This window comes from Halocola ammonii (assembly GCF_049334165.1).
Classification (GTDB): Bacteria; Bacteroidota; Bacteroidia; order Flavobacteriales_D; family Sanyastnellaceae; genus JBEGHD01.
The window spans coordinates 26173-52188 of the sequence record NZ_JBEGHD010000019.1 but is presented as its reverse complement, the minus strand read 5'-3'; the positions used below and the strand labels follow the sequence as shown (position 1 = coordinate 52188).

The 26016-nt window shown below is 46.3% G+C and carries 18 protein-coding genes; 12 read left to right on the top strand and 6 right to left on the bottom strand.

The genetic code is table 11. The features are described 5' to 3' along the window. A partial coding sequence (locus tag ABHV44_RS15530; RefSeq protein ID WP_459075635.1) for a hypothetical protein occupies nt 1–623 on the bottom strand: 623 nt, incomplete at its 3' end. A 315-nt stretch (nt 624–938) separates the two neighbouring features. Here ABHV44_RS15530 and pheT point away from each other — a divergent pair. From pheT to ABHV44_RS15515, 3 genes are read left to right on the top strand one after another with little or no spacing between them, the layout of a single operon-like run. Next, on the top strand, nt 939–3392 hold the full coding sequence (gene pheT, locus ABHV44_RS15525) for a phenylalanine--tRNA ligase subunit beta (protein ID WP_459075634.1): 2454 nt from the start codon (nt 939–941) through the stop codon (nt 3390–3392). A gap of 1 nt (nt 3393) precedes the next feature. Further along, nucleotides 3394–4725 (top strand): 1-acyl-sn-glycerol-3-phosphate acyltransferase, encoded by a 1332-nt coding sequence (locus tag ABHV44_RS15520; RefSeq protein ID WP_459075633.1) that lies wholly within the window; start codon nt 3394–3396, stop codon nt 4723–4725. 10 nt (nt 4726–4735) lie between these two features. Beyond that, nucleotides 4736–5797: a VOC family protein gene (locus tag ABHV44_RS15515; protein ID WP_459075632.1), complete on the top strand. Its 1062-nt coding sequence runs from the start codon at nt 4736–4738 to the stop codon at nt 5795–5797. Between the two features lie 803 nt (nt 5798–6600). Here ABHV44_RS15515 and ABHV44_RS15510 read toward each other — a convergent pair. Further along, nucleotides 6601–7395: an SDR family oxidoreductase gene (locus ABHV44_RS15510; protein ID WP_459075631.1), complete on the bottom strand. Its 795-nt coding sequence runs from the start codon at nt 7393–7395 to the stop codon at nt 6601–6603. 165 nt (nt 7396–7560) lie between these two features. On the opposite strand from ABHV44_RS15510, the gene ABHV44_RS15505 reads away from it, so the two are divergent. Both ABHV44_RS15505 and ABHV44_RS15500 read left to right on the top strand, forming a co-directional pair. Beyond that, on the top strand, nt 7561–8235 hold the full coding sequence (locus tag ABHV44_RS15505; protein ID WP_459075630.1) for a response regulator transcription factor: 675 nt from the start codon (nt 7561–7563) through the stop codon (nt 8233–8235). Continuing rightward, nucleotides 8235–9287, top strand: coding sequence for a sensor histidine kinase (locus ABHV44_RS15500; protein WP_459075629.1), 1053 nt, complete (start codon nt 8235–8237; stop codon nt 9285–9287). Before ABHV44_RS15505 ends, ABHV44_RS15500 begins: the two co-directional genes overlap by 1 nt. Here ABHV44_RS15500 and ABHV44_RS15495 read toward each other — a convergent pair. Further along, the gene (locus ABHV44_RS15495; RefSeq protein WP_459075628.1) at nt 9284–9925 is read right to left on the bottom strand and encodes an MBL fold metallo-hydrolase; all 642 of its coding nucleotides are present in this window, start codon (nt 9923–9925) and stop codon (nt 9284–9286) included. The two genes, ABHV44_RS15500 and ABHV44_RS15495, sit on opposite strands and share 4 nt — an antisense overlap. Nucleotides 9926–10195: 270 nt before the next feature. Here ABHV44_RS15495 and ABHV44_RS15490 point away from each other — a divergent pair, with 270 nt between their 5' ends. The 3 genes from ABHV44_RS15490 to ABHV44_RS15480 are packed head-to-tail and all read left to right on the top strand — an operon-like array spanning nt 10196 to nt 15169. Then, a complete protein-coding gene (locus ABHV44_RS15490; protein WP_459075627.1) occupies nt 10196–13528 on the top strand; it encodes a hypothetical protein in 3333 nt (1110 codons plus the stop codon). A 47-nt stretch (nt 13529–13575) separates the two neighbouring features. Beyond that, a complete protein-coding gene (locus ABHV44_RS15485) occupies nt 13576–13998 on the top strand; it encodes a sulfite exporter TauE/SafE family protein (RefSeq protein ID WP_459075626.1) in 423 nt (140 codons plus the stop codon). After that, complete coding sequence (locus tag ABHV44_RS15480) at nt 13988–15169, top strand: M20 metallopeptidase family protein (protein WP_459075625.1); 1182 nt, start codon at nt 13988–13990, stop codon at nt 15167–15169. Before ABHV44_RS15485 ends, ABHV44_RS15480 begins: the two co-directional genes overlap by 11 nt. Nucleotides 15170–15235: 66 nt before the next feature. Here ABHV44_RS15480 and recQ read toward each other — a convergent pair whose 3' ends face one another. Further along, nucleotides 15236–17431 (bottom strand): DNA helicase RecQ, encoded by a 2196-nt coding sequence (gene recQ, locus ABHV44_RS15475; RefSeq protein WP_459075624.1) that lies wholly within the window; start codon nt 17429–17431, stop codon nt 15236–15238. A 94-nt stretch (nt 17432–17525) separates the two neighbouring features. Between recQ and ABHV44_RS15470 the strand changes: the two genes are divergently transcribed. The 4 genes from ABHV44_RS15470 (at nt 17526) to lptB (ending at nt 22661) form a co-directional block, all read left to right on the top strand. Further along, the gene (locus tag ABHV44_RS15470) at nt 17526–18491 is read left to right on the top strand and encodes a KpsF/GutQ family sugar-phosphate isomerase (RefSeq protein WP_459075623.1); all 966 of its coding nucleotides are present in this window, start codon (nt 17526–17528) and stop codon (nt 18489–18491) included. Nucleotides 18492–18517: 26 nt separating this feature from the next. Continuing rightward, nucleotides 18518–19339 carry a twin-arginine translocase subunit TatC gene (tatC, locus tag ABHV44_RS15465; protein ID WP_459075622.1) on the top strand — a complete coding sequence of 274 codons (822 nt, stop codon included), beginning with the start codon at nt 18518–18520 and terminating at the stop codon, nt 19337–19339. Nucleotides 19340–19455: 116 nt separating this feature from the next. After that, complete coding sequence (locus ABHV44_RS15460; protein WP_459075621.1) at nt 19456–21924, top strand: DUF5686 and carboxypeptidase-like regulatory domain-containing protein; 2469 nt, start codon at nt 19456–19458, stop codon at nt 21922–21924. Nucleotides 21925–21929: 5 nt separating this feature from the next. Then, nucleotides 21930–22661, top strand: a complete 732-nt coding sequence (gene lptB, locus ABHV44_RS15455; protein WP_459075620.1) for an LPS export ABC transporter ATP-binding protein — start codon at nt 21930–21932, stop codon at nt 22659–22661. On the opposite strand, the gene ABHV44_RS15450 is transcribed toward lptB, so the two are convergent. Then, nucleotides 22658–23269 (bottom strand): riboflavin synthase, encoded by a 612-nt coding sequence (locus ABHV44_RS15450; protein ID WP_459075619.1) that lies wholly within the window; start codon nt 23267–23269, stop codon nt 22658–22660. The two genes, lptB and ABHV44_RS15450, sit on opposite strands and share 4 nt — an antisense overlap. 5 nt (nt 23270–23274) lie before the next feature. Then, nucleotides 23275–25935, bottom strand: coding sequence for a T9SS type B sorting domain-containing protein (locus tag ABHV44_RS15445; protein ID WP_459075618.1), 2661 nt, complete (start codon nt 25933–25935; stop codon nt 23275–23277). Between the last annotated feature and the right edge of the window lie 81 nt (nt 25936–26016).

The following is a 26016-nucleotide window of genomic DNA, read 5'->3' as shown; positions in this document are numbered from 1 at the left end:
GACTCATACTCCCAATCAAGTTCACCATCAACATCTAATTTGAAAATATGATGATAGTTGGGTTCTTCACCCGACACGCCAATTTTAGCAATGGCAATCACCCCTCCGTCATCGGTGGGGATGTTTACCCGGCAGTAGTCGGGGTCCTGGTCTGTTACGTACTCGTATTCCCAAATGATTTCACCTGTTTGTGCTATTTTTCTGATAATGAAGTCTCCTTGAGTAATCGCTTGACTAAAATTTGCCAATAGAAACATATTACCACTAGAGGAGGGTGTCACTTTAAGCGTGGAGTAAAAGCTATATTCTGGATCAGGATTAGGTGAATAGTAGCGAAGCAAGTTTAATGTGTCACCCTCAAGATTAAATTTAGCAATATAGGCTTTTGTGGGATAGCCTAGTTCCCCAGATACTCCACTATGGATTAGTACAGTATCATTGTAGAAAAACAAATCTGGGTTTTGAGAAGAAAAGTATTCCGATCCACCGGATCCATGAACCTCTTGAAACAACAGATTTCCTTCGTAATCAAATTTGGCAAAAATCATTGGGCGATTATTGGAGATGGAGTCTCCCAGGAATCCGGTACTGACATAGCCATTCTCCACTTCGATCACGCTCATGAGAAGTGTATTTGGAAAACCACTGTCAAATCGGACGTTGAATCGCTCCTGTTGCTGCGCAGTGACAGAGAGAAAAAGAAAAAGGAAGCCCAGGATGAGAAAGAAATTGTTTTTGATATGGGTTTGATCAAGTAGCAAATCTTCGGTTCAAAATGATTGATGTTTAAGATTAGCTAAAGTTACACTGAAATTTAGTGATCTACAAAAGCGATTAATAGCACCATTCCCCCATTATTTCTACCTTTGCTGACCTAAAATTTTGAGGGTGGAAATGTCATCAGTTTTTAACCCTGAACGTTTGTCAACCAACAGCAAATGAAGATTTCATACAACTGGCTCAAGCAATACATTGATACCGATCTCTCGCCTGAGAAGATCGCTGAAATCCTTACCGCCACCGGACTGGAAGTAGAGGGAGTGGAGAAAATTGAATCCGTGAAGGGCGGTCTGCGCGGCCTCGTGATCGGTGAAGTGCTCGAAAAGTGGAGCCACCCAAATGCCGACCGACTGAACGTCACAAAAGTGAATGTTGGAGGCGGAGATCCACTACAGATTGTCTGTGGAGCGCCCAATGTAGATGCGGGACAAAAAGTAGTTGTAGCCACCATCGGTGCTGAAATCCACCCGACTGAAGGCGATCCGTTCAAAATCAAGAAGGGCAAAATTCGCGGTGAAGAATCGTGGGGAATGATCTGTGCTGAAGACGAAATCGGACTGGGAGAAAGTCACGATGGAATTATGGTGCTCGACCCGGAGGCCAAACCCGGAACTGCTGCCAGTGAATTTTTTCAGGTGGAAGACGATTATCAAATTGAAATAGGCCTCACGCCAAACCGCGCTGACGGATTTAGTCACATTGGTGTGGCGCGCGACCTGAAGGCTGCGCTCAAAAACATGCGCGGCATCGAAGGCAACCCCAACGCAGAAGTGAAATGGCCGGATGTGGACAGTTTCTCTATCGATGGCGATTTGCTGCCCATCAATGTTGAGGTTGAAAACAAAGAAGCTGCTCCTCGCTATGCCGGAGTCACCATCCGCGATGTGAAGGTCGAAGCTTCTCCCGACTGGTTGCAGAACAGATTGCGCTCCATCGGACTTTCACCGATAAACAACGTGGTTGACGTGACCAACTTTGTACTCCACGAGCTCGGTCAGCCGTTGCACGCGTTCGATTACGCTGCTATAAAAGGCGAAAAAGTGATCGTGAAAACGCTGGCTGATAAAACTAAATTCACAACACTGGACGAGGAAGAGAGAGAACTCTCCGACCAGGACCTGATGATTTGCAATGCCGAAGGCGGAATGTGTATTGCCGGAGTTTTTGGCGGAATCAATTCGGGAGTTACCGAAGACACAAAGAATATTTTCCTCGAAAGTGCGCTGTTCGATCCTGTTTACATCAGGAAAACAGCAAAACGCCACGGACTCAGCACCGATGCTTCTTTCCGATTCGAAAGAGGAGTGGATCCTGAAATCACCATTTACGCACTGAAGCGCGCTGCAAACCTGATCTGCGATATTGCCGGTGGTAAGGTCGCTTCCGACATCATCGACATTCAGTCGCAGCCGGCTGCAGCTTTCGAAGTGGTGGTGAACCCCGATCGCATACGCAAACTCATCGGGAAAGAAATTGAGGATGAAACCATGGAGCAGATTCTTGCTGATCTCGACATCGTGATCGAAGATCGTGCTCCCGACCAGTGGAAACTCGCAGTGCCGCCCTACCGCGTGGATGTGAAGCGCGAAGCCGATGTGGTGGAAGAGATTTTGAGAATCTACGGATTCAACAATGTGGAGATTCCGCAGTACATGAGAACCTCGCTGTCGTACGCTCCCAAGCCGGACCCCGAAAAAATCACCGATCGCGTTGCAGACTTTTTGACTTCGCGCGGATTTGTAGAGGCGATGTCGAATTCGCTCACAAAATCGTCTTATGCCGAAGAGCTCAATGCCGGAGGGATCACTCCCGAAAAGGCCGTGAAGATTCTAAATCCACTGAGCCAGGATCTCGGTGTGATGCGCCAGTCGATGGTTTTTCAACTTTTGGAAGCCGTGGAGCTCAACCAGAATTTCCGCAACGCGGATTTGAAGATGTACGAGTTTGGAAGAATTTACCAGAAGAAAGGTGATCGCAAGTATTCCGAATCTCAGCGTTTGGCTCTGGTGATGACGGGAAAAAAATATCCCGAAAGCTGGAACAATCCGGATGAGGACTTGCAGTTTGCCGATCTGAAAGGATCTGTCGACAGACTTTTCGATCGACTTGGTTTTTCCAAAGCACTTCAAACTTCGGGAGCCGATTTGCCATTTCTCGAAGATGGCTTGCAGTACTCGATTCACAAAAAACCACTTGCGCAGCTCGGCTGGGTAAATGGCGAATGGATGAAAAAATTCTCACTGAAAAACCCGGTTTTCTACGCAGAAATCGACTGGGATGTGGTGATCGAAAAATCGGTGATCAACAAAGTGAAAGCAAGTGTGCTGCCGCGCTACCAGGAAGTTCGAAGAGACCTGTCGCTCCTGCTCGACAAAGCGGTGAGCTTCCAAAACATCGTGGACATTGCCGGCAAGCAGGAGAAAAAGCTCCTTCGTGATGTCAACCTTTTCGATGTTTATGAAGGGAAGAATCTCGAAGAAGGAAAGAAATCTTACGCGGTGAGCTTCATTCTGCGAGACGATGAAAAAACGCTCAAAGACAAGCAGATCGACAAGGTGATGCAAAAAATCACCGATGCATTGCAAAAGCAATTGGGGGCCAGCCTGAGATAGGATGAAGAGATTTTCCATCGGATACGCGTTTCTGAAAGTGCTGGTGGGAGCCGGTGCCAGAGTTTTTTATAAAAACTACGTGATCGTTGGGCACAAAAATTTCCCGAAAGGAGAAACGCCCGTTGTGCTCGCTGCCAATCACCAGAATGCGCTGATGGATGCTATCGTTTGCTGTGTCACTGCTCCGAAGCAATTGAGCTTTCTCACCCGAGCCGACATTTTTCAAAATCCTACAGCTTATCGTCTCCTGACTCATTTGAACATGCTCCCAATCTACCGTCAAAAAGACAAGGTCGATCAGGTGGCGCTCAACGAGGTGATTTTTCAGGAATGCTTTAAGCGTTTGCGATCTGGAGGAGCCATTTCACTTTTCCCCGAGGGAAACCACAACAACAAAAAATTTTTGCGTCCGATGCGAAAAGGTCTCGCCCGCGTGGCTTTTGGAGCAGAAGAAAGCGGAAACTTCAACCTCGACCTGCAGGTGATTCCTGTGGGCATAGACTTCAGTGAGTACACCACGTTCAGAGCAGATTTGCTCGTCATTTATGGCAAACCCATTTCCATGAAGCCCTTTGTGGAACTCTACAAAAGTGAGCCAGCCCGCGCCTACACCGAACTGATGAAGGAGGTGAAGGAGAGAATTGGTGAGCAAATGGTGAACATCACCGACAAAGAAAACTACAGTCTGGTGAGAAAACTCGAACCACTGGCAATGTCGGGTGCTATTGGTGATGCCCGGCCCAGGGGATACTTCGAACGATGGAAGTTGCTAAAAAAGTTTACCGATGGTTGGAGTAAAAATGCTTCGGGACGAGGGGAGAAAGTGGCAGTGCTGAAAGAGGTTTTTTCGAAATATGAGTCTGCCCTGGGCAAAATGGGGCTCAGTGTAAAAGATGCCGAAACCAAGACTCCCGGAGCGGCTGCAGAAGCGGGTCTTTATTTGATTTTAGTGTTACTCTTTCCTTTGTTTGCATTAGGTGCACTGCTCAACGCGGTTCCGGCTTTGCTGGTCGACTGGGTAGTGAAAACTAAAATCCGCGATCCGCATTTTAAAAGTTCCATCATGCTCGCCCTCGGAGTGTTTGTTTTCCCCATCTGGTGGATAATACTTTCGGTAGTTTTACTGTTGATTACTTCATGGTGGTGGAGTGCTGGTGCGTTTTTGATATTCGCTGGTTTAAGTGGTATTTTTGCGGTGAACTGGATAGAAAGTTGGCGCTTTCTCCGCATCGCAAACCGCAAACGAAAACTGAGGAAATCAGCATCTGAAAACGAGCGTATTGCAAATTTGCGTACTGAACTAATTGACCAGGCAAAAGAGATAACCCGATAAGCTTCGACTGATGTACAAGAGAATAAATGGCATTCAACATGTTGGTGTGGCCGTGAAGGACATGGACGCTTCGCTAAAGTTTTACCGCAAGTTTTTTGGCCTCGACATTCCCTTTTTCGATGATGAAGCAGAAGCTCCGCTGATGCGTTATTACACCAAAAACGAAACGATTACCAAGCGCGCCTCGATGGTGATGAACCTGCAGGGCGGCTGTGCCATGGAGGTGATTCGAGCGACCTCTTTCGATCCAAGGCCGGCCGTTTTCGACACGCGACTAGGCGACCTCGGGATTTACATCACCCAGGTGAAATGCAGAGACCTCGATGCTACTTACAAATTCTGTAAGGAGGAAGATTGCAACCTGCTCACCGAAATTTCTGAACGCCCCAATGGCGATCGTACTTTTTATCTCACCGACCTCGAAGGCAATGTTTTTCAGTACCTCGAGCACGATGAGTGGTATTCCAAAAATGGCCACCATTCCGGTGGTGTGCTCGGATGCACCATTGGCGTGAGCGACATGGAAAAAGCCTTTTCGCTCTACAAAAACATCCTCGGCTTCGATCGCGTGATCTACGATGAGAGCAAAGTATTTGACGATTTCAAAGGAGGAGTTACCGGTGGTGAAAACAAAATGAGAAGAGTGCTGCTCACCCAGTCGAAGCAACCGGGAGGTGGATTTGCTCGGGTTACTGGTAGTACTTACATCGAATTAGTGCAGGTTCTCGACCGCGAGCCGCGCAAAATTTTTGATGATCGCATTTGGGCCGACCTCGGATTTGTTCACCTCGGATTTGACGTGAAAGGAATGGAGCGTCTGGGTGAAGAGCTCAAAAAAGAAGGCTTTGGTTTCACTTGCGACAGTGACGAAGCACTCGATATGGGAACCACCAAGGTTCACTGTACCTACATTGACGATCCGGATGAAACGTGGATTGAGCTGATTGAAGTCTACAAGGTGCCGATCATCGAAAAGTGGGGAATCTACCTAAACGTGGAAAAGCGCGATCCGCTGAAGCCACTTCCAAATTATATGCTCAAAGCTCTGCGTTTTAGCAGGATTAAAGATTGAGGTCGGGGTTGGTTTTTTGTGTCTGACAAAGTCATTGGCGCAGAACTTCTGTCGTACCTCCGGCACTCTTCTTACAACACCGCAATCGAATCCCCGGGTTGAAACCCGGGGCTATCAAAATGTCGTCCCGCTGGGACTCTTTCAACGATTGACAACTCTTGTTTTACCAAAATGTCGCTACTCCGGAGCTCGTGACCCAATGGGAGTTTCGTGTCTACTGAAATACCGTTCCTCTGGGACTTCTTAGGGAATTTAGAACCGCGAGTGCTGTAGGCACGGATCACACTGTAGCCAATGGTTTCAACCATTGGGCTTAAGATCACCCAATGAAAGAAAATGTCGTAGACATGGCCGACAAGAAATGTTGTTTGGTGCAGATTGTCTGTCGTACCTCCGGCACTTTGCCTTCATCTACGCATTCAATCCACGGGTTGAACCCCGGGGCTATCACAATTTCGTCCCTGCGGGACTTTTTTAAACATTGACAATTCTTGTTCTACCAAAATGTTGCTACTCTGGGGAGCTACGTTTGAGCGATAGCGTGAGCTGGGTGTTTACCGCAGCTCTAGGACGATGCCAGCGGCATCGAATATTTGTAGCTAAGCTAAGTGGATTAGTGCGATTTGTTATCGACCCCAGCGGGGTCGCACCTTTCCTTTTGACAGAGCTTTTTTAGAAGAAAACATTCGAGCCATTCCGGGGTCGGAATTGAACTTCACGATTATACCTCTACGAATATTGGAGCCCGGTGGGTTCTCCTTCATAGGGAATTTATCAATTCAGTTACTCAACATCTTTAGGGTTTATTTAGCACTCTTCTTCTTCAAAATCTTGTGGAACAGGCCGGGAGCGAAACGCTTCATGTAAGCGCCAAATGTTTCGCCTTTGCCAATCAACACTTCTTTTTTGTTTTTGCGGATTGCGCGAACGATCTCTTTAGCGGCTTTGTCAGGGCTCATTCCGCTGTCCTGGTTATCGTCCATCTCACCGGTTTTCTTTCCGCTAGAGTCCAGTGCATTTTTGGAAATATCGGTCCGGATAAACCCCGGGCAAAGGAGCAGCACCGAGATGCCATCGTCTTCCATCTCTAGTCGCAATGAGTCGTAAAAACCGTGAAGGGCGTGTTTTGAAGCAGCATAAGCAGAGCGCAAAAAGAAACCGAATTTTCCCATCAGACTGCTGGTTACCACGATTTTTCCCGATCCCTGTCTTTTCATGGTCGGTAGCACCGCTTTGGTGAGGGCAATGTTTCCGAAGAAATTCACTTCCATTACTTTTCGGTCAATTTCTACCGGTGTTTCTTCGGCTCGCGATCGCTGGCTGATTCCCCCGTTGTTTACCAGAATGTCGATTCTGCCCAGATCTGAAGTGATTTTTTCTACTGCTGTGGTAAAAGTTTCGGGTTTGCTGAGGTCGAGTGGAAGCACGGTGATATTCTGTGGGAAAGTGCATGCGTTTTTCACCTTCTCAAGAACCTCCGCTCTTCTCGCTGAAATCACAATTTTGGCAGAGGATTTTCCCAACTCATAAGTCAGGTGCTCGCCAATGCCACTGCTGGCTCCTGTGATCCAAATCACTTTATTTTGAAAAAAATCCATGGGCTCAGTTGATTGGGGCAAATGTATGGAAAAGGCATCGCCTGAACTTTCTGATTAATTATTACCTTTCTTTCCCGAACCAGAGCCTACTTCGGTTTTAGTTAAGGAATGGTTAACCTTGGGTTAATCTGATGAGGATAGATTTGCGGCAATAAAAATGAAGCCATGAGCAGTAACACAATTTTACTGGTAGATGATGAACCGGACATTCTCGATCTGATTAAATACAATCTCGAGAAAGAAGGATTTGAAGTACACGTAGCCAACAACGGCAAAGAGGCGATAAAAATCGCTGACAAAACTATTCCCGACCTGATTTTGCTTGATGTGATGATGCCCGAAATGGACGGTATGGAAACGTGCATCCAGATCAGGGAAAACAGCAAACTCGACAACTCACTGATTGCATTTTTGACCGCTCGTGGAGAGGACTACTCGCAGATTGCCGGATTTGATGCCGGAGCTGACGACTACATCACCAAGCCGATTAAGCCTCGTGTTTTGGTGAGTCGTGTGAAAGCCCTCCTGCGCAGAAAAGACAGTCTGCCTGCCGAGGAGAAGCAAAAAGTAGAAGGCATATCTATCGACAAAGATCGCTACGTGGTGGTGAGAGATGGCGAAGAGATGTCGTTGCCAAAGAAAGAGTTTGAACTGCTTTCACTGTTGCTTTCTCAGCCCGGCCGAGTGTTTACCAGAGAAAATATCCTCAGCACTGTATGGGGAAATGATGTGATCGTGGGAGACAGAACAATTGATGTTCACATTAGAAAATTGCGCGAGAAATTAGGAGAATCCAACTTCAAAACGGTTAAAGGAGTAGGCTACAAATTTGAAGGTTAATGTCTCTAGACACCCCTAAAAATGTCGCCTTAAGGGCGGCCATCATTACTGCTGCTATAGTTAGTGTTGTTTATCTGATAGCCGAGCTTTTGCTCGATGGGAGCTATCCGTGGCTTGCTGCTTTGGCGATTCTTGTACTCACCTTTGGTGTGGGCTATCTGGTGTTTTATCAGTCTGTAGAGCGCTTTATCTACCAAAAATTGCGAGTGGTTTACAAAACGATTCACAACCTGAAGCGAGGAAAAGGAATTCCCAAGCAGACTTTCGACATGAACGAAGATGTGCTGGAAAAAGTGAATCAGGATGTGCAGCACTGGGCTGACGACAAGATCAACGAAATTCGGGATCTCCGAAAAAAGGACACCTTTAGAAAGGAGTTTATAGGAAACCTGGCCCACGAGCTAAAGACACCTGTTTTCAATATTCAGGGCTACATCCTCACCTTGCTCGAAGGAGCTCTTGAAGATCCTGAAAACAACCGCAAGTTTTTGCTGAAAGCTGCCAAGGGCGTGGATCGAATTTCTGCACTGCTCGAAGATCTCGATTCGATTACCAAAATTGAGTCGGAGAATTTTAACCTGAACAAGCAAAAATTCGACATCGTGGAGCTGACAAAAGAGATGTTCGAATCTTTGGAACACACGGCAAAGAAGCGCGACATCCACATGAAGCTGAAGAATCCAAACGGAAAGCCAATCATGGTGAATGCCGACCGACAGAAAATTGGGCAGGTGCTCGTCAACTTACTGGTTAACTCAATTAACTACGGAAGGCAGGATGGTGAAACGCAAGTGCGCTTTTTCGACATGGACGAAAACATTCTGATCGAAGTTGCAGACAATGGGCTGGGAATTGAAAAAGATCACCTCCCGAGAATATTTGAGCGCTTCTACAGAGTGGATAAAAGCCGCTCACGCCATCAGGGAGGCTCGGGACTTGGGCTCGCCATTGTGAAACACATCGTAGAATCGCACGGTCAGGCGATCAACGTGAGAAGTAAAGAGGACGTTGGATCGACCTTTTCTTTTACCCTCGAAAAAGCAAAACCTTAACCGCGAACAAACGGGTTGTTGGCCTTTTCAAATCCGATAGTGGTTTCGGGGCCGTGGCCTGAGTGAACCGTGAAATCATCGGGCAGGCTGTACATTTTTTCGCTAATCGATTTCAAAAGCTGATCGTGGTTTCCTCCTGGCAAATCTGTTCGGCCAATGCTTCCTCTAAAGAGCACATCTCCGCCAATCACAGTTTTGCTGTCGTGGTGCACAAAAACTACGTGGCCCGGAGCGTGGCCTGGAGCAAAGCGAATTTCAAGTTTCTCGTCTCCAACTTCGAGCGTGTCGCCTTCTTTCAAATCGAAGGTCGGCTCCGGGGAGGGCGTGTAGTCGAGGCCGTACATTTTTGCAGCGATCTCCGCTTGTTGAAGTGTTTCTTTGTCGGCTTCGTGAGCTCTCAATGGAACATCGTATTTGTTGACGCAAAAGTCATTTCCAAACACGTGATCGATGTGGCAATGCGTGTTCACAATCTGCTCCACCTTCAGGTTTTTCGACTCTATGAAATCAACCAGTTGCTTTTGCTCGCGAGAATCGTAAACTCCCGGATCCACGATCGCAGCGGAGTTGTTGTCATCAAAAAGAACATACGTGTTTTCCTGAAATGGACTAAAAGTAAAAGACTGAATGTGCAACATGCTTTGGGTTTTGCCGGCAAAATTAAGGTTTCGGAAGGAGGTGTAGCAAGATGCAATAAATGAAATGGCGAGTTAGGGTATTTCTACGATTCGCTTGTTATCACTTTGTAGCTTCAAATTCCGTTACATTTAAAGAACAAATTTAGCCAGTGCAATATTTTATAGGATAGTTCTGAAGAACCGCGATTTTCCTGTGATTTTGAAGTCTTTCTTGCACAATACGAAACTTGCGAATTAGTTATATTTACCCCTCATTACTGCTGGGCCCAAATGAGAATACGTTTACACACATTTTTACTCCTGTCACTTTTCCTGATTTCCTTTGGTGCAGAAGCCCAATTCTACACAGGTTCTCAGCAGGAATTTGGTAAAAATCGTGTACAGTATCGTGACTTTAACTGGCTACACTACGACCACGATCAGTTTGAAGTCTATCACTACCGAGGAGGCGATGAACTCGCTCAGTACGTACTTCGCTCAGCCATCAAAAATCAGCGGGAGCTCGAGAGCTTCTTCGACTACACGCTCAACGACAAAATTCAAATCATTGTCTACAACAAGCAAAGTGAGTTTAGACAAAGCAACATCGGCCTCGGTCAGGAGAACGAAACCAACATCGGAGGATCAACCAGAATTGTTGGATCCAAAATGTTTGTCTACTATGAAGGCAGTCATGAAAAACTGAACGATCAAATCCGAAAAGGACTGGCGGAAGTGCTCTTCAGCCAAATGATGTACGGTGGCGACTGGAAAGACATGCTGAAAAACAGCACGCTTTTGACAATCCCAAATTGGTTTAAAGAAGGAATTATTTCTTACGCTACCGAAGAGTGGAGCGTAGAAGCCGGAAGTTACATCCGCGATGGAGTGCTCACCGGAAAGTTTGAAAAGTTCAATCGACTTGAAGACAAAGAAGCGCGCTACGCTGGTCACGCCTTGTGGAAATACATTGCCGATGTGTATGGCGAAAACGTGATTCCAAATATTCTCTACATGACGCGCATCAGTAGAAATGCCGAAAGCGGCTATCTCTACGTGCTCGGGCTTTCGCTCAGTTCACTCACCGAAGAGTTTTTGGAATACTACCGAAATCGTTTTAGAGAGGAGCAGCGCCAGCTTTCCATGCCGGAATACGACAGGCTCTACTCCGACAAAACAGAAGAAAAGCTCGAAGAATGGGAATCACTGCCCGAGAAGCGCCAGCAGAGAAAACTCGCCAGACTGGAGAGAAGAATGGACAAGCGGATGGGAGCCCTCCCCGTAAAATTCAAAGACAAGTACACCTACTCTGAATTTGCCATGAGTCCGGATGGTGAAAAGGTGGCATTCACGACCAATCAAATGGGTCAGTACAAAATTTGGATTTACGACATCGAGTCGGGCAAGCTCGACAAAATTTTGAAACGCGAATACAAGCTGCGCAGAATCATTGACGACTCCTACCCAATTATCACCTGGCATCCTCAAGCTCCGGTTCTGACTTACATTTTTGAGGATAAGGGGCGCGTTTTTCTCGGAAACTACAACCTGGAAGAAAAGGAAGAAACCATCAAAGAGCTCTTTCGAATTGACAAGGTCGTTTCGTTTGAGTATTCGCCTAGCGGTCGCCAAATGGTCTTTAGCGGAGTTCACGAAGGACAAACAGATATTTATCTCTATCAGGTGATCGGTAACAACCAGTCGAAACTGACTGACGATGTTTATGATGATCTTCAGCCCAGCTTTTTGCCCGAAGGCGATAAGGTGATTTTTGCCTCGAACCGCCCGGGAGTGCAGCCAGTTGAGGAAGATGTTGACGGTCTATTCCCTCTTGAAAAGGACATTTACGTGATGGAGATTTCATCTCGAGATCTGACTAGAATCACAGACACTCCGGAGGTGAACGAGTCGCAACCCTACGCCTACGATGACGAAAACTACACTTTCCTCAGCGATGCCAATGATTTTCAAAATCGCTACATCGCAAGAATCGACAGTGCGATAAGTAGAGTTGATACCACGATTCACTATCGCTATTTTACAGTAAAAAATCCGCTGAGCAAGTATTCCCGAAATATTTTGGAATACGACTTTCAGAGTGATGACGGTGATTACACAATGGTTTTTTACAAGGACGGAAAGCCCATGTTTGTGAAGAAAAACAAGGAGACCGATCGCATTTATTCCGGTGACTCTCCTGGCTCTGGAGACACGCAATCGCGAATTGAAAGTGAAAATGTCTTGATTTTTAAAGAAGACACCGCTCGCCAGGAATTGGAAATCGACATTCGTAATTACGAATTTCAGGACGACAAGCGCGATTACGAATTTGAGAAGGAGACGATAAGGCTGGAAGAAATCACGGAAGATGCCAAAGCGAAAAGTGACACCACAGATCAGGAGCCAGAACCCGAGCCGTGGGAGTTTGAGATGCCGCAGTCACAAAACTACAGGCTGAATTTTGCTACTGACTACGTGATCAGCCAGGTGGACAATACATTTGCAAACCAGTTTTATCAACCTTACACTTCGCCTACCACGGTCTTTCCAGGTATTAGCGGTTTGATCAAGCTGGGTATAAGCGATCTTTTTGAAGACTATAAAATTATCGGAGGATTCCGTCTTTCAGGAAATCTGGATAACAACGACTATGGGGTTTCTTTTCAGGACCTTTCCGGAAGGATTGACAAGCAATACACCTTCCAAAGACAAGGACAGCGTAGAGTTACGCAAGCATCTGTGCTACAGTATCACACACACATGTTTGAGTACGAATTGAGCTATCCATTCGATGAGCTCACCAGCTTGCGAGGAACAGCCATTTTGAGAAACGACAGAACTACGGCTCTCTCAGTAGACCCAGCGAGCCTGGCTCAACCAAATATGAATACTTACAATGTGGGAGTGCGACTGGCGTTCGTCTTCGACAACACTCTTTCGAAAGGATTGAACCTCTACAACGGTACGAGGTTTAAAGCTTTCGCTGAATACTACAGAGAGCCGACCGATCCCGACACCGACATGAAAGTTCTCGGTTTCGACTTCCGCCATTACGAACCGATCCACCGGGATTTGATTGCCGCTTTCCGCCTCGCGGGGAACACATCTTTCGGTACCAGAAGAATCGTTCACTATCTGGGAGGAGTCGACAACTGGCTTTTCCAGGAAGTGGAAGACGACACCGACATTGACGAAGATCAAAATTATTTTTTCCAAACGCTCGCTTCGCCAATGCGTGGTTTCCTGGTGAATGCCCGAAACGGAAATTCCTTTATGGTCGCCAATGCCGAAATTCGCTGGCCGGTTTTCAAATATTTCCTCAACAAGCCTATTAAATCCGACTTTGTAGAAAATTTCCAGATTGTGGCGTTTGGAGATGCAGGAACTGCCTGGACAGGTCCGGGGCCTTACTCCGATGAAAACACATTCAACAGAAAGGAATACGAAAGCAATCCGATTACTGTGATTGTCGACAACAACAGAGAGCCGGTGGTTTTCGGTTACGGGTTTGGGCTTCGCTCCAGAATCCTCGGCTACTTTGTGCGCGTTGACTGGGCCTGGGGAATTGATGACGGAGTGGTGTTGCCACGCGAGTTTTACCTGTCTCTCAACCTCGACTTCTAAGAGGTGAGCATTTCATCGACCAACTTTATTTACATTTGATCTTCAGAATGAAAGAGAAACCAACCATGGAGATCACAATCGGCACCGTCCTCATCCTTGTAGCGATAGGAATTTTTGCAGGAATGCTCAGCGGATTTATTGGTGTCGGTGGAGGAGTGGTTATCGTTCCGGGTCTGGTTTATTTTCTCGGTCTCACCCAATTTCAGGCGCAAGGCACGAGTCTCGCGCTCATGCTGCCGCCCATCGGAATCCTCGCGTTCTACAACTATTACAAGGCCGGAAATGTGAACTTGATTTACGCAGCCATCATTGCTGTGACCTTTATTATTGGCGGTTACTTCGGTTCAAAAATTTCTCTTCGGCTCAATCCAAACAAGGTCAAACTCGTTTTTGGAATTTTGATGCTTTACGTAGCCATTCGCATGGTTTGGAAATCGATTGCAGAACTCACGTCTTCCCATGGAACTTAAAGAGAAAATCAAAAATCTTTCAAAGTCATTCCTTTCGGAGATTACAGAATTCAGAAGGCATCTCCACGCCAATCCCGAGCTGTCTTTTCAGGAGTTTGAGACTTCAAAATTTGTGAAGGACAAGCTCGATGAGTGGAGCATTTCTTACAAAGATGGATTTGTAAAAACTGGAATTGTCGCAAAAATTGAAGGCAAGAATCCCGGGAAGAAGACGATTGCTCTGCGCGGAGATATGGACGCGCTGCCGATTACTGAGGAGAATGATCTCGACTACAAATCCGCCAAGGAAGGCGTGATGCACGCCTGCGGTCACGATGTGCACACCTCTTGTCTCCTGGGCGCTGCCAAAATTTTGAATGAAATAAGGGAGGAGCTCGAAGGAACTTATCTTTTGGTTTTTCAGCCTGGAGAAGAAAAACTTCCCGGTGGTGCTTCGCTGATGCTAAAGGAAGGCGCACTCGACAATCCAAGGCCGCAGAAGGTTTTTGGCCAGCACGTTTTTCCGGAACTCGAAGTCGGAAAAGTTGGTTTTCGATCTGGCTCTTACATGGCTTCTTGTGATGAGATTTTTCTCACGATAAGAGGAAAAGGTGGCCACGGAGCAATGCCTCACAAAACGGTCGATCCGGTTTTGATTACCGGTCATGTTTTGGTAGCTGTTCAGCAATTGGTCAGCCGAATGTCGAACCCGGAGATGCCCACTGTACTTTCCTTTGGAGATGTTCACGCCCATGGAGCAACGAACGTTATTCCCAACGAAGTGAAACTTCAGGGGACGTTCAGAACTTTTGATGAAAGCTGGCGCGAGGAAGCGCACCAAAAAATTGAAAAGCTCATCACCGGTTTAGTCGAAAGCATGGGCGGCACTTGTGATCTGACCATCGATCGCGGTTATCCATCACTTTTCAACGATGAGGCAACTACCGACAGCGCCAGGATGCACGCTGAAGAGTTTCTCGGAAAAGACAATGTAGTTGAGCTGCCCAGGAGAATGACGGCCGAAGATTTTTCTTACTACTCACAGCAGTTTCCAGCTACTTTCTACAGACTCGGAACAGCAAACACAGAGAAAGGTATCACTTCGCCTGTTCACACAAGCACTTTCAACATTGATGAGAGTGCACTGGAAACCGGGATGGGACTCCTGGCCTGGATTGCGGTGAGCTCTTAGCTCAGTAAATAAAAAACCTCCAGACTTTTCAGTGCTGGAGGCTCTCCTTGATTTTTAGACTTATTTCTAGTTCGCTACCTCGCTGAGGAATTTTATGCGAACCAGTCGAAGTTCCTCTTCCGTGAAGTCACCGTCAAATTCTTCGAAAGCTTCTTCGATGCTGTCATTTTCAGCTTCTTTGAAGTAATCGAAAATTTCTTCAAGTGAATCTTCATCGAGAATTTCATCGATGTAGTAGTCGATGTTGATTTTCGTTCCGCTTGTCACGATCGCTTCAATTTCATCGAGGATGTCGTCCATCTTTTTCCCCTTGGCACTTGCGATATCCTCCAGTGGAAGTTTGCGGTCGATGTTTTGGATGATATGAACCTTGAGACCAGATTTATTTACTACTGACTTCACGACCATGTCTTGCGGTCGTTCGATTTCATTTTCCTCAACGTATTCTTTGATGAGTTCAATGAATGGTTCCCCGAACTTTTTGGCTTTTCCTGCGCCCACACCGCTGATGTTGGTCATCTCCTCGATGTTAATCGGATACTGAGTGGCCATTTCTTCGAGGCTCGGCTCCTGGAAGAGAATCCACGGAGCGAGGTCCTTTTCATCGGCCTCACGCTTTCTCAAATCGATGAGAAGCTTGAAGAGCTCTGGATCAGCTGCGCCACCTCCATGTTTGTTGCTCACCACAGTGTCGGCATCGTCCACATCGGTGTAGTCCATTTCTTTTATGAGCTCAAAAGAGGTTGGCTTAGCCATAAACTCTTTTCCCTTTTCTGTGATTTTAAGTGTGCCGTAGGTTTCAATTTCCTTTCGGATGAGTCCGTTTACCAGGCACTGGCGAACCACAGCCTGCCAAAATTTGTCATCCTTGTCTTTTCCGGCACCAAAAAGATCACTCTGATCTCCTTTGTAAGTTTTTACCTCGCTGGTTTCGTTTCCAACAAGAACGTCACAAATGAATTTTGACTTGTGAGTTTGTTTGAAGGCTTTGATTGTTTTGAGCAGCAATTCGACAAATTCTTTCCCTTCAAATTTTTCTTTCGGGTTTCGTTGATTGTCGTCAAGCTCAGCCCCAGGTCCATTTACCTCGTCAAATTCTTCACCGAAGTAATGGAGCAAAAACTTTCTTCGCGACATCGAAGTCTCTGCGTAGGCCATCACTTCTTGCAAAAGCTGCATTCCCACTTCCTGTTCTGCAATCGGTTTTCCCTGGAGAAATTTCTCTAATTTTTCAATGTCCTTGTAGCTGTAGAAAGCCAGGCAGTGACCTACTCCGCCATCGCGGCCTGCTCTACCCGTTTCCTGGTAGTAGCTCTCAAGGCTCTTTGGCATGTCGTGGTGAATCACAAAACGAACGTCCGGCTTGTCGATTCCCATGCCGAAGGCAATCGTAGCCACGATCACATCGGTGTCTTGCTTGAGGAATTGATCCTGAACTTTAGATCGATGTGAACCGTCCATTCCCGCATGGTAGGCCATTGCTTTGAGGCCGTTTACTCGAAGCACTTCTGCCAACTCCTCAACTTTCTTTCGGCTCAGACAATAGATAATTCCCGATTTGCCTTCGCGCTTTTTAATGAATTCGATGATTTGGCGCACAACATTTTTCTTGGGGCGCACCTCGTAGAAAAGGTTGGGTCGGTTGAACGATGCTTTGAAAACATTGGCATCGGTCATTCCCAGGTTTTTCTGAATGTCTTGCTGCACTTTCGGAGTGGCAGTGGCCGTGAGTGCTATGATCGGAACATCGGCAATTTTTTTGATAATCGGTTTGAGCCTGCGATACTCCGGCCGGAAGTCATGCCCCCATTCTGAAATACAATGGGCTTCATCTATCGCAACAAACGAAATCTTCACGCTGTGTAGAAAGTCGATGTTTTCTTGCTTGGTCAGCGACTCGGGAGCTACATAGAGCAGTTTGGTTTCTCCACTGGTTACATCAGCTTTTACTCGCGTTATTTCGGTTTTGTTCAAAGATGAATTGAGAAAATGAGCAACGGAGTCGCTTTCGCAAAACCCCCGAATGGCATCTACCTGATTTTTCATCAGAGCAATGAGTGGGGAAACAACAATGGCTGTCCCTTCGCTCATAAGAGCCGGAAGTTGATAGCAGAGGGATTTTCCTCCACCGGTGGGCATGATCACAAATGTATCGCTGCCGTTTAATACGCTTTCGATGATTGGTTGCTGATCGCCTTTGAACTGATCAAATCCGAAGAATTTCTTTAGCGCCTCTTTTGGCGACATTTCTAAAGTGGTCATTCTAAATTTTTACTTTTGCACTGTTAAAGATAACCAAATATTCCAAGGGCGAAAGCGCTCGTGTTTCGCATCTTTCATTATCAAAATAGAACGTTTGGAAAATAAAATCAATATTACTGATTCTGCTACGAATACCCTACGTTTAGAAGCGGAAGCAGTTTCGAAATTGATCGAATATATTGACGGTGAATTCGAAAAAATTGTCCGCCTCATTCTAGCTTCAAAGGGCCGTGTTGTTTTTACCGGAATTGGCAAAAGTGCCAACATCGCAAACAAGCTTGTTGCCACCTTCAATTCAACCGGTACTCCGGCTCTTTTTATGCATGCCGCAGATGCTATTCATGGCGATTTGGGAAACGTCCAAAAGGACGATATAGTATTGTGTATTTCCAAAAGTGGAAACTCCCCGGAGATCAAGGTGTTGGTGCCGCTGGTGAAAAATCTGGGTAACAAAATTGTGGGCATGACAGGAAATCTCAATGGTTTTTTGGCTCGCCACTCTGACTTTGTGCTCAACACCACGGTAGAGAAAGAGGCCTGCCCAAATAATCTCGCGCCAACCACAAGCACAACGGCTCAGCTAGCTATGGGCGATGCGGTAGCGATTAGCCTGATGGAGTGCCGTGGTTTTTCGGAAAGAGATTTTGCACGTTATCATCCCGGAGGTGCTCTTGGAAAGAGGCTCTACCTGCAGATGGGAGACCTGCTGCAGGAAGAAAATAAGCCAGAAGTGGAAGAAAGCTCTACCGTGGAAGAGGTGATCGTGGAGATATCAACCAAAAGACTCGGAGCCACGGCAGTTACGGCCGGTGGCGCACTAACAGGTGTGATCACCGATGGTGACATCCGAAGAATGCTCCAAAACAAAACTCCATTAGAATCTACTTCAGCCAAAGACATTATGTCGAAAAACCCGAAATCAGTGGATGTGGAAACACTCGTGGTTGACGGATTTCGAATGATGGAATCGAACAATATCACTCAGTTGATAGTGACACGTGACGGTGCCTACGCAGGAATTGTACATTTGCACGATATTTTGAAAGAGGGCATTTATTAATGCCGATCTTAAATCACCTAGCGTAGATGGCCGAAGAGCACGAAAAGGAAATGACATTTCTCGATCACCTGGAAGAATTCCGGTTCCGACTGGTGCGTATTGTTATTGCCATTGCAGTGGGGGCTACCACTATTTTCATTTTTAGCCGCTGGGTCTTCGAAAACATAATCTTTGGTCCGTCCAAGCCAGGGTTTATTGCCTATGACATGTGGTGTAATCTTTCGCATCTCATAGGCCTTGGTGATAAACTCTGTGCACAAAAATTCGGTTTCATTCTGATCAACACCGAAGTGATGGGCCAGTTTACTGCCGACATCCTGGTGTCTATAGTTGGCGGTATCGTTGTGGCGTTTCCGTTTATTTTTTACCAGATTTGGGCTTTTGTGAAACCGGGACTTCGTAAGAGCGAGTTGAAATCGGTTCGTGGGATTAACTTCTTTGTAGGTCTGCTTTTTTTCGGTGGAGTACTTTTTGGTTACTATATTATCTCTCCTCTTTCTCTGCAGTTTCTTGGCAATTACCAGGTAGGTGTGGGCGAAGTGGACAACACGATTCGACTCAATTCATACATGAAGCTGATCGTAAGTATCGCACTTGCTTCCGGCCTCATCTTTCAATTACCTGTGGTCATTTACTTCCTTTCAAAGGTCGGACTGGTGACACCCGAAGGTTTGATCAAGTATCGCAGACATGCGCTGGTTGGAGTGCTCGTGCTCTCGGCCATCATCACACCTCCAGACTTAACAAGTCAGCTGCTGGTAGCCTTCCCTGTGTTTTTGCTCTACCAGGTCAGCATCGTGATTTCTCGAAGAGTGAACCGCAAGCGCGATGCTAATCTCGAGGATTAATAGAACAGGAATAAAAGACTTTCCAATTTTTTGCGTTGATTTTTAGTCATTAAAAACCGCGGAATATATCCTTATCTTCCGTTTATTCGTACTCTGATTCACACTCCTGGCGAGCAATGGAAAAACGCTACCCTATATACCTTTTGCTTGTGCTTTTCACGAGCCTTTTCTGCCTCGATGTGAGTGCTCAGAAAACGGTGGTCTCTGGTGTGGTCAAAGACAAAGAATCCGGAGCTCCTCTTCCTTTTGTGAATGTTCGTTTTCAGGGTACCAAAACTGGTACTACCACCGACCTGGATGGGAATTACCGAATGGAAACCTACTACGCAAGCGACTCTCTGATAGCGTCTTTTATCGGTTACAAGCCGCAGACTCTGCCTGTTGAAATGGACAAAGAGCAAGTGATCAACTTCGAGCTATCGAGCGGTAGTGTGAGCCTCCAGGAAGCGGTGGTAGATGGATCGGAAAAGGAAAACCCTGCCGACAGAATCGTCAGGCGAATAGTTGATAACCGCGATATTAACAACCGCGAGAAACTCGATGCCTACGAATACGAGCTCTACAATAAAGTGGAGTTTGATTTGAACAACATTACCGAAGAGTTTCAAAACCGCAAGATCTTCAAGCCCTTCGACTTTGTGTTCAACAACATCGACACGACCGAAGAAAAGGCCTACCTGCCTATTTTCATGACTGAGACCATCTCCAATTTCTACTACCGCAGAAGTCCAAAAACTGAAAAGGAGGTGATTCACGGGACTAAGGTTTCGGGAATTGAAAACAACAGCGTTTCGCAGTTTTTGGGCGACATGTACCAGAATGTCAATATTTACGAAAACAATATCATCGTTTTTGGCAAGAGTTTCGTGAGTCCCATTTCCAGCTATGCCTTTACCTTTTATGAATACACTTTGCAGGATTCCGCTTTTATCGATGACAAATGGTGCTATCTGATCGAGTTTGAGCCCAAGCGAATTCAGGAGCCAGTCTTCACCGGAGAGTTTTGGGTGAATGACACGACCTACGCAATAAAAGACGTGGAAGCGCAGATTGCGGAAAATGCCAACATCAACTTTATCAATGGTTTTAAAGTTCGTCAGCAGTACGAAGAAGTGGAAGACGAAGTGTGGATGTTGAAGAAGGATCACCTTCTGGTGGATTTCAACCTCGCTGAAAAGACAATGGGATTTTACGGTCGCAAGACCACAACCTACCGCGATTTCACGATTAACGAGCCCCGCGACCCCGAGTTTTATAAAGGACTCACGGACGTTGTAGTGGCGGATGATGCGAATGAAAAGGACGAAGAATTTTGGGAGGAAAAGCGGCACGAAAAGCTTTCTGAAAGTGAGAAGGAGGTCTACGCTATGGTAGACACCATGAAAACAGTTCCTCAGTTTAAAACTATTGCGGATCTCATCACGCTTTTTGTTACTGGTTACAAGGAAGTCGGGTTGTTCGAAATCGGGCCTTATTATACGTTGTACAGTTTTAACCCAATCGAAGGAAATCGATTTAGATTCGGAGGCCGTACCAGCAACAAGTTCAGTACCCGACTGATGATTAACGCCTACGGAGCTTACGGTCTGAAAGACGAAAGATTCAAGTACGGAGGAGGTTTCCTGTACATGCTTTCCAAAAAGCCTCGCCAGTTAGTTTCTGTTCAGGCACGGAAGGACGTGGAGCAGCTCGGGCAAGGTCAGAATGCTTTTCAGCAGGGCAACGTGTTGAGTTCTGTTTTTCGGAGAAATCCTGCTACAAAACTCACTAACCTTGAAGAGTATGAACTGTTCTACGAAAGAGAATGGTTTTACGGTCTCTCCAATAAAATAATCTTCCAGCACAGAATTATGAGACCGCTGGGAACTCTTCTTTATCGAAGGTACAATGCTGAAGGTGAGATTACCGATGTGCCCCAGTTGACAACTTCCGAAGTGTCGCTCTACACGCGCTTTGCTTACAAAGAGAAATTTGTTTCCGGTGAATTCGAGCGAGTGAGCCTGGGGACTAAATATCCTGTTTTAGAATTTCAGTATTCTTATGGAATGCCTGATGTGCTGGGCAGCGATTATGAATATCACAAGCTGAGAGGAACAGTTTCCGACAAAATTCGATTTGGTCCTTTGGGCTACTTAAAGCTTCAGCTGGAAGCTGGAAAAGTTTGGGGCAAACTGCCATTCCCGCTTTTGGTACTTCACCAGGGGAACGAGACTTTCTTCTACGATGAAAGCGCATTCAACACCATGAACTTCTTTGAGTTCGTGAGCGATCGCTACGCCAGTGCTTTTGCCACTTATCACCTCGAGGGGTTGTTCCTCAATAAAATTCCTCTTGTACGCAGATTAAAGTGGAGAGAGGTTGTTTCGGCCCGAGCTGTTATCGGAGATTTTGACGAAGAAAACCTCGAGGAAATGGTGCTACCGGCAAACACCTACACTCTGTCAAAGCCGTTTGTGGAAGCAGCTGTTGGAGTGGAGAATATTTTGAAAGTACTGCGGATAGACTTTCTTTACAGATTGAGTTATCTCGATCACGATGACATTGTAAGATTCGGAATCCGGGCTAAATTGCAAATTGATTTTTAAGAAACATGGAGCTGAGAGCCGAAAATATCGTTAAGAAATACAAGAAGCGAACAGTAGTTAAAGGCGTTTCGGTAAAGGTGGAGCAGGGTGAAATTGTCGGTTTGCTCGGGCCCAACGGAGCTGGTAAAACGACCTCCTTTTACATGATCGTTGGCCTGGTGAAACCCTACGAAGGTCGCGTTTTTCTGGACGATAAGGATATCACGGATATGGCCATGTACAAAAGGGCTCAGATGGGAATAGGCTACTTACCTCAAGAGGCTTCGGTTTTTAGAAAGCTCAGTGTAGAGGACAACATTAAAGCAGTCCTTGAGATGACCAGTCTTTCCAAAAAGGAACAGAAGGAAAAGCTCGAAACGCTGCTTGACGAATTCAGTCTTCACCACGTCCGCAAAAGCAATGGTAACCTTCTTTCGGGAGGGGAGAGAAGAAGAACAGAAATCGCCAGAGCTCTGGCCACAGACCCAAAGTTTATTTTGTTGGACGAGCCTTTCGCGGGTGTGGATCCCATTGCTGTGGAAGACATTCAGCGGATCGTTGCCCAACTCAAAGACAGAAACATCGGAATTCTGATTACCGACCACAACGTGCAGGAAACACTGTCGATTACCGACCGGGCCTACTTACTTTTCGAAGGAAATATTTTGCGCTCCGGAAGTGCAGAAGAACTGGCCGAAGATCCCGAAGTGAGAAGAGTCTACCTGGGTCAAAATTTTGAGCTTAGAAGGAAACGCTAACTAGCTTGCTCCTGCAAGTTGATTTGGGCCATTCGCGCCACGTACTTTCCAATCACATCAAACTCCAGATTCACAGTGTCACCTACTGATAGCTTGTGAAAATTGGTGTGATTATAAGTGTAGGGAATGATCGCCACACTGAACTCATCCGGTTTTGAATCGACCACTGTGAGGCTTGTCCCATTAATGGTGACCGAGCCTTTTTCTACAGTGACATTGCCAGCGTGTTGAGGTGAATACTTAATTGTAAATCGCCAGCTACCATCTTCCTCTTCGATAGACTTAACCGTTCCCGTTTGGTCAACGTGTCCTTGTACCATGTGCCCGTCAAGTCTGTCGCCAAGCTTCATACAGCGTTCAAGATTTACCAGATCGCCCGTGCTAACTTCCCCCAGATTTGATTTATTGAGCGTTTCGCGAATGGCTGTCACCGTGTAAGTTTGATCCGAATCGATTGAAACCACTGTGAGACAAACCCCGTTGTGAGCCACGCTCTGATCAATTTTTAATTCTTCGGTGAAAGGGCAAGACAACGTGATGTCCAGGTTGCCGCCATCTTTTTTGAGCTTCTCAACTTTCCCCAGAGCTTCTACAATTCCTGTAAACATTCTTTTTACTGATTGACATTTTTGTTGCTGTCGGAAGCGCCTTTGATCGTAACAGTTCCAGTGACATCCACCGTCACAATTCCTTCGAGACGAATTGTGTTCACCTTCACGACATAATAGTAAGTTCCGTCTGTGCACATTTCTCCAGTGTCCTGATTGACGCCATTCCAGTTGATATCGGGATTGGTCGTTTTGAAAACCGGATTTCCCCAACGGTTGTAAATGATGCAGTTCACGCTTTCAACGTAGCGATATGGGAATGGCACAAACAAGTCGTTAGCCCCATCGTTGTTGGGCGTGAAAATATTCGGGAGGAAGTAAGCCGGACAGTTATCAGCACAAACGATGTTGCTGAATTCACTTTCATTTTGCGTAAGCTCTCCATCTGGGCCGGGCATCAGCGAGTCGAGTGCTGTGACCGCAAAGCAACCGGCAATGGTGTTTTCCAGACTGAAGACAAAATCGGTTTGGTTGGCCGAATCGAATGTTTCCAGCAGCTGAAATTCGCTGTCCAAAAATGGCTTGTAGTACAACGCGTACTCCATCACGTCATCGGTTTCAGGACAAATCAAATTTGGATTGGTCCATGAGAGGTAAGTTGCCTCGGCATCGCAATCAGCATCTACCGTGATTTGAGGAGGGCAGGGTGGAGTGAGATCTATTGGAATGGCGCAGCGCTCTTGCGACCAGTTTTCAATCGGGTCAATCACAAAAGGAACACCGTAAGAGCCTATGGTTCTAACCACGTAGCAATACTCCTGATTGTTGTTGAGGTTTGTGTCGGTGTAGAACGGCTCATTGGTTTCAGCGATAAACTCAAACTCATCAGAATCATCGTTGTATCGATAAAACTCGTAAGAGCTGTTGATCCAGGGAGTGAGGTCCGAAACCTCTATCGTCAGTTGGTTGTCGTTGGGCACAAGATTGATAAACACCGAAGAAGCTTCGGAAGAAGATTCAACCAGTTCCCCTTCAGAATAAAGTTCCACTCGATAGACGTGAGCGGTACTCTGCGTATCAATTCCGCCATGCACAAAAGTCGTGTCACCGTTGAAGTAGACATCATTGGGTCCTGATGAGTAGATCAGTTCATCCGCACCTTCAAAGGTGGTTCCCCAGTAAAGTCGGTATTCATAAGGCGCTGCAAACGAAATAGTATCGATCTCTGTAGGAGGTGACCAGGCTACGTAAATCTCACCGTTTTCATTGTCGGTGTTGTTCACGCTCACGTTGGTCATCACCGGAATGTCCTTGATGATCTCAGCACAAAACTCTTCAGAAGCATAGCTCTCTGCCCCATCGGGAAAGCAGGTCACAACCATGTAGCAGTAGTTTCCTCCAAAGAAGACACCATCGTCAATAAAGCTCGTGTTGTCTGCTTCTTCCACAGTTCCGATTAGTTGGTAACCAGTGTATTCTGGAACTCCAAGTTCACAATGATCTGGCTCAAAACCGGAGCCATTCAATTTTCGATAAATTTTATAGGAGATGTCCTCTTGTTCATCAGAAGAGAAAGCATCGATACAAGGATTCGGATCCCACTCTAGAGCAATCGTATTTCCGTCTGCAGTGGCAATCGGATTTTCAACGGCAGGTGCTGCCACACGGATATTCATACTGGCAATTCCCGTAAGCGGAACCTGATTGCCGCTGTCTTCTGCTTTGAAAAGCATTTGATAGGGAGCATTTCTTATTTCCTCACAACCAGGGGTCCACGAAAAGAATCCATTGTTTGGATTGAAAGATCCGGTGTTTACCACTTCGGTTAGCGGAGCACCAATAGCCGAAAGCGTGATTGGGTCGTTGTCGGGGTCGCTCGCTGAAATCGTAAATGAGAGATTATCGCCAACATTAATGCAGGTGTCTGCCGGCACTTCCACAACTGGCGGTTCATTGTTGCAGACCGAAACGTTTAGCTGCATGTCGCGAACCACGGAGCCCATCAAAATGCCATCGCGATATTCTTCAATGAGAACCGCAATATTGTATTCACCGGCAATCTGTGGCGAGTCCCATGTGATATCGCCTGTTTCAGAATCTATGTTGAAAATGTCATTTGCCCCGGAGACCTCTTCAGGGAACTCATAACCCGGAATGGGATCGCCATTGAGACCCCTACATTCAACCAGACTGTACACGAGTTCGTCTCCATCGGGATCGTACGCTCCGTTGTTGTAGTACCAGGGTTGTTGGATGCAAGCTTCAGCCTTTGCAGGATTTAGCAGCTGTACAGAATTGTTAAACCCTGCCTGAGGGTGGATTACCAAAAGTGTTTGAATAAAGAAAGGCACGTTGACCGATCCGGGAATATTCAGCACACCTCCATTTCTATTTTGATCTTCGACTGTGAGCCAGTAATTGCCCGGACCAGGGTAAGTGTGTGTGGTTGTGTAAATATTTATTTGTGAGTCTATCTCTGGCAAGAAAATAATCGTATCTCTTCGAATGCTGTCGAGTTCTGCACCAGATGGCATGTCACCCCAGTTGATTTGAAGCCAGGGTCGATCTGCCAACACTGAACTTTTTGTGCAGGTCGTGATGGTGACTTCAAAAAGATTTCCTCCTATGTGTCTGTAGGTGATCTCACCCGCTCTGTTGTGGGTTGCAAACAAAGCGGAACTCATCATTAGAAAGAGGAAGAGGAGTATGTGGTACTTTTTTAGCATCTAATCTTTTATCGGGTCTTCTAAGTTAGGCAATCAGAAAAGCTTAACATCCTAAAACCAACAAATATTTGTCAAATATAT

Bases quoted from the DNA above. Each gene is read 5' to 3' on its own strand.
- ABHV44_RS15480 (WP_459075625.1), top strand. From the start codon at position 13,988: ATGGAACTTAAAGAGAAAATCAAAAATCTTTCAAAGTCATTCCTTTCG.
- ABHV44_RS15510 (WP_459075631.1), bottom strand. From the start codon at position 7,395: ATGGATTTTTTTCAAAATAAAGTGATTTGGATCACAGGAGCCAGCAGT.
- ABHV44_RS15485 (WP_459075626.1), top strand. From the start codon at position 13,576: ATGAAAGAGAAACCAACCATGGAGATCACAATCGGCACCGTCCTCATC.
- pheT (WP_459075634.1), top strand. From the start codon at position 939: ATGAAGATTTCATACAACTGGCTCAAGCAATACATTGATACCGATCTC.
- ABHV44_RS15515 (WP_459075632.1), top strand. From the start codon at position 4,736: ATGTACAAGAGAATAAATGGCATTCAACATGTTGGTGTGGCCGTGAAG.
- ABHV44_RS15450 (WP_459075619.1), bottom strand. From the start codon at position 23,269: ATGTTTACAGGAATTGTAGAAGCTCTGGGGAAAGTTGAGAAGCTCAAA.
- lptB (WP_459075620.1), top strand. From the start codon at position 21,930: ATGGAGCTGAGAGCCGAAAATATCGTTAAGAAATACAAGAAGCGAACA.
- ABHV44_RS15500 (WP_459075629.1), top strand. From the start codon at position 8,235: ATGTCTCTAGACACCCCTAAAAATGTCGCCTTAAGGGCGGCCATCATT.
- ABHV44_RS15490 (WP_459075627.1), top strand. From the start codon at position 10,196: ATGAGAATACGTTTACACACATTTTTACTCCTGTCACTTTTCCTGATT.
- tatC (WP_459075622.1), top strand. From the start codon at position 18,518: ATGGCCGAAGAGCACGAAAAGGAAATGACATTTCTCGATCACCTGGAA.
- ABHV44_RS15460 (WP_459075621.1), top strand. From the start codon at position 19,456: ATGGAAAAACGCTACCCTATATACCTTTTGCTTGTGCTTTTCACGAGC.
- ABHV44_RS15505 (WP_459075630.1), top strand. From the start codon at position 7,561: ATGAGCAGTAACACAATTTTACTGGTAGATGATGAACCGGACATTCTC.
- ABHV44_RS15445 (WP_459075618.1), bottom strand. From the start codon at position 25,935: ATGCTAAAAAAGTACCACATACTCCTCTTCCTCTTTCTAATGATGAGT.
- recQ (WP_459075624.1), bottom strand. From the start codon at position 17,431: ATGACCACTTTAGAAATGTCGCCAAAAGAGGCGCTAAAGAAATTCTTC.
- ABHV44_RS15520 (WP_459075633.1), top strand. From the start codon at position 3,394: ATGAAGAGATTTTCCATCGGATACGCGTTTCTGAAAGTGCTGGTGGGA.
- ABHV44_RS15495 (WP_459075628.1), bottom strand. From the start codon at position 9,925: ATGTTGCACATTCAGTCTTTTACTTTTAGTCCATTTCAGGAAAACACG.